General features: G+C 62.7%; 12 protein-coding genes. All 12 read right to left on the bottom strand.

Annotated features, from left to right (window positions below):
- Positions 1 to 16: 16 nt before the first annotated feature.
- Positions 17 to 1,024, bottom strand: coding sequence for a succinylglutamate desuccinylase (gene astE, locus LOY54_RS07480; RefSeq protein WP_258610078.1), 1,008 nt, complete (start codon positions 1,022 to 1,024; stop codon positions 17 to 19).
- Between the two features lie 10 nt (positions 1,025 to 1,034).
- The gene (locus LOY54_RS07475) at positions 1,035 to 1,325 is read right to left on the bottom strand and encodes a topoisomerase II (protein WP_045200170.1); all 291 of its coding nucleotides are present in this window, start codon (positions 1,323 to 1,325) and stop codon (positions 1,035 to 1,037) included.
- A 14-nt stretch (positions 1,326 to 1,339) separates the two neighbouring features.
- The gene (gene astB / locus LOY54_RS07470) at positions 1,340 to 2,689 is read right to left on the bottom strand and encodes an N-succinylarginine dihydrolase (RefSeq protein ID WP_258610077.1); all 1,350 of its coding nucleotides are present in this window, start codon (positions 2,687 to 2,689) and stop codon (positions 1,340 to 1,342) included.
- Between the two features lie 24 nt (positions 2,690 to 2,713).
- The gene (gene astD / locus LOY54_RS07465) at positions 2,714 to 4,180 is read right to left on the bottom strand and encodes a succinylglutamate-semialdehyde dehydrogenase (RefSeq protein WP_176794339.1); all 1,467 of its coding nucleotides are present in this window, start codon (positions 4,178 to 4,180) and stop codon (positions 2,714 to 2,716) included.
- Entirely contained in the window at positions 4,177 to 5,202 is a 1,026-nt protein-coding gene (astA, locus tag LOY54_RS07460; protein WP_093385737.1) for an arginine N-succinyltransferase, read from the bottom strand. Before astA ends, astD begins: the two co-directional genes overlap by 4 nt.
- A 74-nt stretch (positions 5,203 to 5,276) precedes the next feature.
- A complete protein-coding gene (gene aruF / locus LOY54_RS07455) occupies positions 5,277 to 6,296 on the bottom strand; it encodes an arginine/ornithine succinyltransferase subunit alpha (RefSeq protein ID WP_045200162.1) in 1,020 nt (339 codons plus the stop codon).
- Between the two features lie 132 nt (positions 6,297 to 6,428).
- Positions 6,429 to 7,649: an aspartate aminotransferase family protein gene (locus tag LOY54_RS07450; protein WP_045200160.1), complete on the bottom strand. Its 1,221-nt coding sequence runs from the start codon at positions 7,647 to 7,649 to the stop codon at positions 6,429 to 6,431.
- Between the two features lie 247 nt (positions 7,650 to 7,896).
- A complete protein-coding gene (gene argR, locus LOY54_RS07445; protein WP_010226652.1) occupies positions 7,897 to 8,877 on the bottom strand; it encodes a transcriptional regulator ArgR in 981 nt (326 codons plus the stop codon).
- A gap of 98 nt (positions 8,878 to 8,975) precedes the next feature.
- Positions 8,976 to 9,740, bottom strand: a complete 765-nt coding sequence (locus tag LOY54_RS07440) for an ABC transporter ATP-binding protein (protein WP_045200156.1) — start codon at positions 9,738 to 9,740, stop codon at positions 8,976 to 8,978.
- Between the two features lie 67 nt (positions 9,741 to 9,807).
- A complete protein-coding gene (locus LOY54_RS07435) occupies positions 9,808 to 10,506 on the bottom strand; it encodes an ABC transporter permease (RefSeq protein ID WP_045200154.1) in 699 nt (232 codons plus the stop codon).
- The gene (locus LOY54_RS07430; protein WP_045200553.1) at positions 10,503 to 11,192 is read right to left on the bottom strand and encodes an ABC transporter permease; all 690 of its coding nucleotides are present in this window, start codon (positions 11,190 to 11,192) and stop codon (positions 10,503 to 10,505) included. Before LOY54_RS07430 ends, LOY54_RS07435 begins: the two co-directional genes overlap by 4 nt.
- Before the next feature lie 90 nt (positions 11,193 to 11,282).
- The gene (locus LOY54_RS07425; RefSeq protein ID WP_045200152.1) at positions 11,283 to 12,068 is read right to left on the bottom strand and encodes an ABC transporter substrate-binding protein; all 786 of its coding nucleotides are present in this window, start codon (positions 12,066 to 12,068) and stop codon (positions 11,283 to 11,285) included.
- Between the last annotated feature and the right edge of the window lie 213 nt (positions 12,069 to 12,281).

Here is a 12,281-nt window from a genome sequence, read left to right as displayed (position 1 = left end):
TTCAGACGTGCCCAACTCAAGCAAGGCCCTGATCTGACGCGGGCACGATCAAAATCCCCGCCCGTAGGCCGTTCTTGACTTTCGGGTTGGGGAAGATGATGCGCGCGCCCTGCTCTTCGACAATCCAGCGGGTATCGGCGATGTCCTCGGCCAGCAGATAGCCGGGTTCGAGCTCCGAAAAGTTCTCGACATCGGCCGGCAGGTTCAGGCGAAAATGCTCGCTGTGCTTGATGATCTCGCGCGCCACGCTGAACAGTTTCAATCCATCCAGGGCCTCCGGCGCCTCGGGTTCGGTGCCATCGATAATCTGTTTGAGGCGGGTTTCCAGGCGATCGACGTTGACCGCGCCGTTCTCTCCGAACGGCCGCGCCTTGCCCAGTTCCAGGGTAAAGGCTTCGGCCCCCAGTTGCTCATAGGTGTAGGCCGTGAAGGTGATCGACACCTTGCTCTGCAGCAGCACCGCCTCCATGCCAGCCGCGCACAGGCGCGCCAGTTCGCGGCGCGAATGCTGGCGGCCTTCCTTGTACGGATAGAGCGCGAACTGCTCGATCTTCGAACCGCGAATGGCGGTGTGCAGGTCGTAATGCAGACGGGTGCGATCAGGCACACTGAAGAAAGTCGCCGCCAGGCGCTCCAGCTCGCAGGCGCGCAGGGCTTCGGGGCCGCTGGTCTGATCGTGGCGACCATTGAACAGGCGGTTGACGTCTTGCTCGATATAACGCTCGCCGCGGCGGATCGCATCAGGGTTACCGAACAGGAACAGAATACGCGCCCGCGGCTTGAGATCGCCGCGGGCAATGTCGTGCAGCAACCGGTCAAGCAGCTCGATCGGTGCGGTTTCGTTGCCATGGATACCCGCCGACAGCAGCAGGTCCAGGCCATTGTCAAGGGCATCGGGCGGGCGCACTTCGAGGGCGCCCTCGCCGAGCCAGCGCATGCGTACGCCTTCGACAGTCAGCTGGGTCTTCTCTGCCGGTTCACGACCGGCCAGGGTCAGTTCAAGCAGTTTGCCGAGGGCGAGCATGGGCTATTCCTTAGTGATGGTGGCCGCAATCGGGACCATGGACGTGATCATCATCGTCGCCGGCATCGGCCGGTTCCATTTCCAGCTGCAGGCTCACCAGGTTGGTGGCCAGCGGGCGCAGCAGCAGGTTGGCGTACTCGGTGTCGTCTTCTTCAACGTCGACGCCGATCAGCAGCTGACCACGGCCATCCTGCTGAATCCATACCTCCTTGCCTTGCCAGACCACCGCAAAGCGGGTGCAGGAAGTTTCCAGCTGGGTACCATCTTCATCTTCAAGGATCAGCTGCAGGGCGTCGGACATAGTCGAATTCTCTCTCAAGGTTGGAGTTGGAACGGATAGACCGAACCCAGTTTGAGGATCTGGGTCAGTTCATCCAGTGCCGTACGACATTCCAGCAACAACTGCGGATCGGCCAGGTCGGTTTCGCTCAGGCGATCGCGGTAGTGCTTGTCGACCCATTGGGTCAAGGTGTCGTACAGCGGTGCGGTCATGATAACGCCTGGATTGACCGCCGCCAGTTCCGTTTCATTCAATGCCACACGCAAGCGCAGGCACGCTGGCCCGCCACCGTTCTGCATGCTTTGCTTGAGGTCGAAGACCTTGACCTCGCCGACCGGCCCGTTCGAGCTGGTCAAGGACGACAGATAGGCCCAGACCCGCTCGTTGTTACGGCACTCTTCCGGCACGATCAGCAGCATCGAACCATCGGCGCGAGACAGCAACTGGCTGTTGAACAGGTACGAACGCACCGCGTCCTCTACCGTTACAGCCGAGCGCGGTACGCAGATCGCCTTGAAGTTGCCGCCTCGTTTAGCCAGTTTAGCCTGCAGTTGGCCAAGCATCGCCTCGGTCTCGAGGAAGGCGTCCTCGTGGTAGAACAGCACTTCGCCGTTACCTACCGCGATCACGTCGTTGTGGAACACGCCCTGGTCGATCACCGCCGGGTTCTGCTGGGCGAAGACCACACCCTCCTCGCTCAGGCCGTGCAGGCGTGCGACGGCTTGCGACGCCTCAAGCGTCTGGCGTGCCGGGTACTTCTGTGGCGCCGGGTAGCGGGTGTCGAAGGCGCTGCGGCCATAGACGAAGAACTCGACACCGGCCTCGCCGTAGCTGCGGCAGAAACGTGTGTGGTTGGCCGCGCCTTCGTCACCGAACTGCGCTACCGCCGGCAAAGCGGCGTGGTGGGCAAAGTGCTTGTTATCGGCAAACATGGCGCCGAGCACGCGGCTGGTGGTCGGGTGCTCGATGCTGCGGTGGTACTTGCAGTTGAGGTTGGCGGCGGTGAAGTGCACGCGACCGTCCGCAGTGTCGGCACTGGGGCTGACAGTGGCGGCGTTGGCCACCCACATGCTCGAGGCCGAGCAGCTGGCGACCAGCAACGGCATGGCCTCTTTGGCGGCACGCTCGATCACTTGTGCGTCGGTTCCAGTGAAACCCAGGCGGCGTAGTGCTGCCACGTCCGGGCGCTCCTGCGGGGCCAGTACGCCCTGCTGGAAGCCCATCTCCATCAACGCCTTCATCTTCGCCAGGCCCTGACGCGCCGCTTCACGCGGATTGGATGCCTGCTGGCTGTTGCTTTGCGAAGCAACGTTACCGTACGACAGCCCGCCGTAGTTGTGCGTCGGTCCGACCAGACCATCAAAATTCACTTCAAACGATTTCATCGGCAAGGCTCCGTGGACCTTTTGTTATAGGGAGACGCCGGGCGTCAGTGTCGCAGGCAGGGTCAGGCTGGCGGTCTCCAGCGAGGCTACCGGGTAAGCGCAATAGTCAGCCGCGTAATAGGCACTGGCGCGGTGGTTGCCGCTGGCGCCCACGCCACCGAATGGCGCGCTGCTGGCGGCGCCGGTCAGTTGCTTGTTCCAGTTGACGATGCCGGCGCGGCTTTGCAGCCAGAAGTACTGATAGCGCGCGTGGGAATCGGACAACAGGCCGGCGGCCAGGCCGTACTGGGTGTTGTTGGCCTCGGCGATGGCCGCATCGAAATCACTGTAGCGAATCACCTGCAGCAGCGGGCCGAAGAACTCTTCGTCCAGGCGCTCGGCGACTGCGCTGACATCGATGATGCCCGGGGTCAGCAAGGCAGCGGTGGCTTGCGGCTGGGTCATTGGCAGCAGCGACACGCCGCCGTTGCCGAGCAGGTGCGCCTGGGCATCGAGCAGTGCCTTGGCCGCGCCCAGGGAAATCACCGAGCCCATGAACGGCGCCGGCTGCTGGTCGAAGGCACCGACCGTAATGTTCTTGCTCACTTCGACCAGGCGTTTGAGCAGCGCATCGCCCCAGGCGCCTTGCGGCACCAGCAGGCGGCGCGCGCAGGTGCAGCGCTGGCCGGCGGAAATGAACGCCGACTGGATGATGGTGTACACCGCAGCGTCAAGGTCCTTGACCTCGTCGACCACCAGCGGGTTGTTGCCGCCCATCTCCAGGGCCAGGATCTTGTCCGGGCGCCCGGCGAACTGCTGGTGCAGCAGGTTGCCAGTGCGGCTGGAGCCGGTGAAGAACAAGCCGTCGATGCCCGGGTTGGCAGCCAGGGCCACGCCGGTTTCGCGGGCGCCCTGGACCAGGTTGAGCACGCCTGCCGGCAGGCCGGCGTCGATCCAGCACTTGACCGTCAGCTCGGCGACTTTCGGAGTCAGCTCGCTGGGCTTGAACACCACGGTATTACCGGCCAGCAGCGCCGGGACAATATGCCCGTTGGGCAGGTGGCCGGGGAAGTTGTACGGGCCGAACACTGCAACCACACCGTGAGGCTTATGGCGCAGCACGGCGGTGGCATCGGCCAGCGGGCCGCTCTTTTCACCGGTGCGTTCGCGGTAGCTCTGTACCGAAATCGCTACCTTGTTGACCATGCTGGTCACTTCGGTGGCGGCTTCCCACAGCGGCTTGCCGGTTTCTTCACCGATGCAGCGCGCCAGCTCGTCGGCATTGGCCTTGAGCGCCGCGGCAAAGGCTTCAAGCACGCTGATGCGCGCTTCCAGCGACTGCAGCGCCCAGCCGGCAAAGGCTTGGCGCGCGGCCTTGACCGCACTGTCGACCTGCCCGGCGTTGGCGCCCTGGCCTTGCCAGACAACCTGCTGGCTGACCGGGTTAAGTGATTGCAGTGCTTCGCCCTGACCTGCCTGCCAACTGCCGGCGATAAAGTGAGTCGTCATTATTTGGCCTCCCGGGCAGCAGACAGTGGTACCGCACGCACCTGGTCACCAGCGCTCAGGCGCAGGCGTTTGGCGGTCTGAGGATCGACCACCAGGGTGCCGGCAGCAAGGCGCGCCGGTGCGGCAGTAATGCGGCAGTCTTCACGCTTGCGGTTGTGGATGATGAAGGGGGTGGCATCGTCGCCTGGAGTGCCAACAGCCAGCACCAGTGCCTGGCTGTCGTGCACCGCACGAATCTTGGCGGTCTCGCACTCCACCGCAGGGCCTGCGTCAAAGATATCGACATAGCCCTGGTAGCTGAAACCTTCGCTCTTGAGCATCGCCAGCGCAGGCTCTGTGTCGGTGTGCACCCGGCCAATGACGTTGCGCGCCGCTTCCGAGAGGAAGCAGGTGTACAGCGGAAACTTGGGCATCAGCTCGGCAATGAAGGCCTTGTTGCCGACACCGGTCAGGTAGTCGGCCTGGCTGAATTCCATCTTGAAGAAGTGCCGGCCCAGGCTTTCCCAGAACGGCGAACGACCCTGCTCGTCGGACATACCGCGCATTTCGGCAATGATCTTGTTGCCGAACAGCTCCGGGAACTCGGCGATAAACAGCAACCGCGCCTTGGCCAGCAGGCGGCCATTGAGGCCACTGCGGTGATCGGCGCGCAGGAACAGCGAGCACAGTTCGGAGTTGCCGGTCAGGTCGTTGGCCAGGAACAGGGTGGGTATTTCCCGGTAGATGTTCAGCTCCTGGGAAGCGCTGACGGTCAGGCCGACCCGGTAGTTGTACCAGGGCTCACGCAGGCCGACCGCGCCGGCGATGGCAGAGATACCCACCACCACGCCTTCGTCGTTTTCCAGCACGAACAGGTAGTCGGCATCGCCGCGCTCGGCTTCGCCACGGAAGGTTTTCTCGGCCCAGCCGACCCGGTGCGACAGGCGCTGTTCATTGGCCGGCAAGGTGGTCAGGCCGGTGCCGGTGCTGCGCGCCAGCTCGATCAGCGCGGGTAAATCGCTGCTGCGTACGGGACGAACGATCATGCTATCTCCTCGGGCGGCGGCCTTTGGCCTGCCGCAAAACTCGACCTGGGTGCTCGGTTATCGAACCGCAGGGATCAAACCGCGACCAGACGCACGCTGGCGCCTTCGCCGACGCCCAGGGCTTCGGCGGCTTCAAGACTGAGGCTGACCGGCTTGCCGGGGGCCCAGTCGAGCTCCAGCAGCACTGCGCGGTAGTCCTGCAACTGGCCATTGCTGACCAGGTACGGGCGCCCGCCCTTGCTGGCAGAGTCGTCCAGCTTGACCGGCATCACCCGGCTCTGGGCAATCGAGCGGATCCCGGAAACCCGCGCATGCAGGGTCGGGCCGCCGTCGAAAATGTCGATGTAGTGATCGGTCTCGAAGCCTTCGCGCATCAGGATGTCGAAGGTGATCTGCGCCCGCGGATGCACCTGGCCCATGGCCTCCTGCGCGGCGTCCGGCAGCAGAGGCACGTAGATCGGGTAATGGGGCATCAGCTCGGCCAGGAAGGTCCGGCTCTTGAGGCCGCACAGGCGCTCGGCCTCGGCGTAGTTGAGGTCGAAGAAGTTGCGCCCGATGGCGTCCCAGAACGGCGAATCACCATGCTCGTCGCTGTAGCCGACAATCTCGGTCACCACCGATTCGGCAAAGCGCTCCGGGTGGGCGGCCATGAACAGCAGGCGGCCACGGGAGTTGAGCTCGGCCCAGCCGCTGCCGACCAGTTCCGGCAGTACGTAGAAGCTGGTCAGCAGGCTGTTGCCGGTCAGGTCGTGGCACTGCGAGAGGACGTGGATCTTGTTGTGGATCTTCAGCTCGCGCGACGCATGCACGAAGGTCTCGTTGCGAAAGCTGTAGAACGGCTCGGAATAGCCGGCCGAGGCAACGATGGCCGAGCAGCCGACCAGCTTGCCGCTGCTGCTGTCTTCGAGAACAAAGAAGTAGCTCTCTTCACCGTTGAAGCTGACTTCAGCGGCGAAGGAGGTTTCCGAAGCGGCAATCTTGTCGCTCAGGCGACCGGCATCATCCGGCAAGGACGTGACACCAATGGGGCTGTCTGCGGCAAGACGCTGCACTTCGCCCAGATCAGCCATTTGCGCGGGGCGCATCACCAGCATGGTGTCACTCCTTTCGGGTATACAGGCCGACATCCGCCGGCTCAGATAAAAACAGCAGGCGCCCGCAGGCACCTGCTCTGGAATTCGGTATCACCGGCCCCGCAGGGCCGATGACAGGACTGCAGGCGTGAATCAGGCCTGAGTCAGTTTTGCCGCGGCACGCTCGAAACGATCCAGGCCTTCGTCGATGTCGGCATCTTCGACCACCAGGCTCGGGGCGAAACGCACGACATCCGGGCCGGCTTGCAGGACCATCAGGCCTTCTTTCTCGGCGGCGTTGAAGACGTCCTTGGCCTTGCCCTTCCAGGCTTCAGACAACACGCAACCGATCAGCAGGCCAACGCCACGTACCTGGGTGAACAGGCCGTACTTCTCGCCGATCTGCTCCAGGCGCGCCTTGAACTTCTGGTGCTTGGCCTTGACGCCGGCCAGCACTTCAGGGGTGTTGACCACATCCAGCACGGCGTTGGCCACCGCACAAGCCAGCGGGTTGCCGCCGTAGGTGGTGCCGTGGGTGCCGACGGCCAGGTGCTTGGCCAGGTCTTCGGTGGTCAGCATGGCGCCGATCGGGAAACCGCCGCCCAGGCTCTTGGCGCTGGAGAGGATGTCCGGGGTCACGCCGTAGTGCTGGTAGGCGAACAGCGAGCCAGTACGGCCAACGCCGGTCTGCACTTCGTCGAAGATCAGCAGCGCGTTGTGCTTGTCGCACAGCTCGCGGGCGCCTTGCAGGTAGGCAACGTCAGCCGGGACCACGCCGCTTTCACCCTGAATCGGCTCGATGACCACAGCACAGGTCTTGTCGGAGATCTGTGCCTTGAGCGCTTCCAGGTCGTTGTACGGCACATGGCTGATGCCGGTGATTTTCGGCCCGAAACCGTCGGAGTACTTCGGCTGGCCGCCGACGCTGACGGTGAACAGGGTACGACCGTGGAAGCTGTTAACGGTGGCGATGATTTCGTGCTTCTCGGGGCCGAAACGGTCGTGGGCGACACGACGGGCCAGCTTGAATGCGGCCTCGTTGGCTTCGGCACCGGAGTTGCAGAAGAACGCACGGTCGGCAAAGGTCGCGTCGACCAGCTTGTGCGCCAGGCGCAGGGCCGGCTCGTTGGTGAACACGTTGGACACGTGCCACAGTTTGTTGGCCTGCTCGGTCAGGGCGCCAACCAGCGCCGGATGGGCATGGCCAAGCACGTTTACGGCGATGCCGCCGGCGAAATCGATCAGCTCGCGGCCCGCCTGATCCCACACGCGGGAGCCCGCTCCACGGACGGGAATGAAAGCCGCCGGTGCATAGTTGGGGACCATCACTTGATCGAAATCGGCGCGTTGCACCGGAGCTTGCGGAGCGGACATCGGAGTCTCCTGAAGAGGAACGCCTGCCTGGAACTGGCGAGCGATGAGGGGATTGTAAGGACAGATCGGCGCCTGACCTTGCCGCCAAGCGACAACTTCTTATAGCGCCCAACCCTGTTTTACCAAGGCTTACGGCAATGCGACAAATAGGGTCGCAAAGGCGCAGTTTAAACGCTGCGGGGAATACGCGGGAGATTCTGTATGAGCGGTTCGATCGCGGCGACCCGACTTGCCCCGCGATCAAAAATCAGCCGCGCTCGGCGGGTACCGAAGACAGTTCGAACGGGCTGCTGCTTCGTCGCTGGTTACGATCTTCGCGCGGCGTGGCACCGAAGAAGTTGCGATAGGCGCTGGAGAAATGCGGCCCGGAAGAAAACCCGCAAGAGAGGCCGATCTGGATGATCGACTTGCTGGTCTGCATCAGCATCTGCCGGGCCTTGTTCAGCCGCAGCTCCAGGTAATACTGGCTCGGCACGCGATTGAGGTACTGCTTGAAGATCCGCTCCAGCTGGCGGCGCGAGACGCACACATGCTGTGCGATCTCGTCGGTGGTCAGCGGCTCTTCAATGTTGGCTTCCATCAGCAGCACGGCCTGGGTCAGCTTCGGGTGGCTGGAGCCCAGGCGGTTCTGCAGCGGAATGCGCTGGCGCTCGCCGCCCTCGCGAATCCGCTCGACCACCAGTTCTTCCGACACCGCACCGGCAAGCTCGGCACCGTGATCGCGGGCCAGCACCGCCAGCAACAGGTCGATCACCGACATGCCGCCGCACGCTGTCAGGCGGTCGCGGTCCCAGTCGAACAGGTGGCTGGTGGCGATGACCTTGGGGAAACGCTCGGCGAAATCATCCTGCCAGCGCCAGTGCACTGCGGCCCGGTAACCATCGAGCAGGCCCAGTTGCGCCAACGGATAGACCCCCGCCGACAAGCCGCCGACCACGCAACCGGCACGCACCAGTTGCTTGAGTGCGCTGGCCAGGCTCGAGGCCACGGCCTGCGGCGGCTCGTCCGCCAGCAGGAACAGCTTCTGACAGCCTTCGAGCTTGCCCGCCCACGGCTCGCCCGGCAGGCGCCAGGCACCCTCGCCAGGCGCTTCGGCCTGCAGGAAGGACAACTCGTAGACCACTTCCGGATGAACCTTCTGTGCTACCCGCAACACCTCCTCGGCCAGCGCCAGGGTCAGGGCTTTGGTGCTGGGCCAGATGAGAAAACCGATTCGCTGGGTGGTCATGGGATGCGGTCCGAAACCTGAGAGAGGTCAAGAAGTTAGAGCCTGGTCAGGCTGCGCTTGATACGCAGCATGACCCATTTTGGTGCAAAGCGGCAATCTTACTTCAAGCTGCCCGAGAGGAACTGCTGCAGACGTTCCGACTGCGGATTGACCAGCACTTCGCGCGGGTTGCCGCTCTCTTCCACCAGGCCCTTGTGCAGGAACACCAGCTGGTTCGACACCTCACGGGCAAAGCCCATTTCGTGGGTGACCACGACCATGGTCCGGCCTTCCTGTGCCAGCGACTGCATGACCTTGAGCACGTCGCCAACCAGCTCCGGGTCGAGCGCCGAGGTCGGCTCGTCGAACAGCATCACTTCCGGCTCCATGGCCAGCGCCCGGGCAATCGCCACGCGCTGCTGCTCACCACCGGACATATGCCCAGGATAGGCGTCCTTGCGGTGGGCGACGCCGACTTTGGCCAGGTAGTGCTCGGCTTTTTCCAGGGCGTCTTTCTTCGACATGCCGAGCACGTGCACCGGCGCTTCGATGATGTTTTCCAGCGCGGTCATGTGCGACCACAGGTTGAAGTGCTGGAACACCATCGACAGGCGCGAACGCATGCGCTGCAACTGCTTGGGATCGGCGGCCTTGAGCGCGCCATCCTTGTTGGCTACCAGCTTCAACTCTTCGTTGTTGAGCAGGATCTTGCCCGCGTGCGGCTGCTCGAGCAGGTTGATGCAGCGCAGGAAGGTACTTTTGCCCGAACCGCTGGAGCCGATGATGCTGATCACGTCGCCGGCCTTGGCCGCCAGGGACACGCCCTTGAGCACTTCGTGACTGCCGTAGCGTTTATGCAGGTCTTGGATTTCGAGTTTGTACATGCTGTCGATTCTCACAAAGCAGTCAGTCTTGAGCTAACGCTCAGGGCGAAAAAGTGGGCGCAGGCCGTCAGTGCTTGCGCGGCGCCAGGTAGCCCAGCCAGCGGCGCTCAGCCAGCTTGAACAGGCGCACCAGAATAAAGGTCAGGCACAGGTAGAACACGCCGGCCGTGATGTAGGCCTCGAACGGCAGGTAGTACTGGGCGTTGACCGTGCGCGCCGCACCAGTGATGTCGATCAGGGTGACGATCGACGCCAGGCTGGTGGTCTGCAGCATCATGATCACTTCGTTGCTGTACTGCGGCAGCGCCCGGCGCAGGGCCGATGGCAGGAGGATGCGGCGGTACATCTTGACCCGCGACATGCCCATGGCCTTGGCCGCCTCGATCTCGCCATGGGGCGTGGCCTTGAGGCTACCGGCGATAATCTCGGCGGTATAGGCGCTGGTGTTGATGGCAAAGGCCAGGCAGGCACAGAAGGTTGCACTGGACAGCCACGGCCAGAGGAAGCTTTCACGCACCGCTTCGAACTGGGCCAGGCCGTAGTAGATCAGAAACAGCTGCACCAGCATCGGCGTGCCGCGGATCACGTAGGTATAGAGCCAGGCGCTCATGTTCACCAAAGGCTGCTTGGAGACCCGCATCAGGCCCAGCGGGATCGCCGCCAGCAAACCGAACAGCAGCGACAGCGCCAGCAGCTTGAGGGTGGTCAGCAGGCCGCTCAGGTACAGCGGCAGCGCTTCCCAGATGACGTTGTAGTCGAAAATCATAGATCAGCCGCCTTTACGCCAACCGAGTAGCGCTTCTCGAGGTAACGCAGGGCCAGCAGCGAAACACTGGTGATCACCAGGTACAGCGCCGCTACCGCCAGGAAGAAGGTGAAAGGTTCGCGGGTGGCATCGGCCGCCTGCTTGGCCTTGAACATCATGTCCTGCAGGCCCACTACCGAAATCAGTGCGGTTGCCTTGGTCAGGACCAGCCAGTTGTTGGTGAAGCCGGGGATCGCCAGGCGAATCATCTGCGGCACCAGCACCCGGAAGAACACCTGCAGGCTGCTCATGCCATAGGCCATGCCGGCTTCGGCCTGCCCCTTGGGAATGGCCATGAACGCCCCGCGGAAGGTTTCCGACAGATAGGCACCAAAGATGAAGCCCAAGGTGCCGATACCCGCCATCAGCGGATTGAGGTCGATGTAGTCGTCAAAGCCCAGTAGCGGCGCGACGCGATTGAGCAGATCCTGGCCGCCGTAGAAAATCAGCAGGATCAGAACCAGATCGGGAATCCCGCGGATCACGGTGGAATACAGATCGCCGAGCCAGGCCAGCCAGCGCACTGGCGACAAACGCAGCGCCACACCGATCAGACCGAGCACGATGGCCAGGGCCATGGACGACAAGGCGAGCTGTAGCGTCAGCCACGCTCCGTCGAGGATGACTGCCCCGTAGCCTTTCAACATGATGAGGTCCTCGACCTTAGGGATGAAAAAATGGTGCAAACCTCAGAGTCTCTGCTGCTTGCACCATTGAACAGGTGAAACGTCGACGATTTACTTGGCGTCTGGGCCGTAGATGTCGAAGTTGAAGTACTTGTCCTGAATCTGCTTGTACTTGCCGTTGGCACGGATGGCCGCGATGGCAGCGTTGATGCGATCCAGGTTGGCCTTGTCGCCTTTGCGCACGGCAATGCCGATGCCGTCACCGAAGTACTTGGCGTCGGTGAACGATGGGCCAACGAAGGCGAAGCCTTTACCGGCATCAGTCTTCAGGAAACCGTCTTCCAACAGCGTAGCATCGGCGACGGTGCCATCCAGACGGCCAGCGGCGACGTCCAGGTAGATTTCGTTCTGGGTGCCGTAAGGAACGATGGTGGCGCCTTGCGCACCGAACACTTCCTTGGCGAAGCGATCGTGGATCGAGCCGCGCTGCACGCCGATCTTCTTGCCCTTGAGCTCAGTCAGGCCTTCGCTGACCGCAGTACCTTCCTTCATCACCAGGCGTGCCGGGGTCAGGTAGTACTTGCCGGTGAAGTCCACGGACTTCTTGCGATCGTCGGTGATCGACATGGACGACAGGATGGCGTCGATCTTGCGCACTTTCAGCGCCGGGATCAGGCCGTCGAACTCTTGCTCGACCCAGGTGCACTTGGCCTTCATTTCTTCGCACAGGGCATTACCGATGTCGTAGTCGAAGCCGGCGATGCTGCCATCAGGCTGCTTGAAAGCGAACGGTGGGTAGGCGGCCTCGATCCCGATTTTCAACGGTTTCTCATCAGCCAGCGCTGCCAGGGAAAACACGGACAGCGCCAGGGCGCCAAGCAGTGCGAGTTTCTTCATCTGGAACTCCATCGGTAAAGGGCAATACGAGGCAGGGTTGAGAACTGCCCGATATGCGAATGGGTACAACGCGAGCTGCGCAGGGTCGGCATTGAAGCAGACGCGACGAGCGAGTGATCGGCATTTTAACGACAGCTCCGAAGCCGATATTTCTTCAATGCGACAACTAGTTACAGAAGCGCAGGAACGCGGGGGCGCAGATATTGACAGCTT

Origin of the sequence: Pseudomonas sp. B21-032 (genome assembly GCF_024748965.1) — a bacterium.
GTDB lineage: Bacteria > Pseudomonadota > Gammaproteobacteria > Pseudomonadales > Pseudomonadaceae > Aquipseudomonas.
Note: the sequence above shows the minus strand (reverse complement) of the source record. Positions and strands in the feature narration are given on the sequence as shown.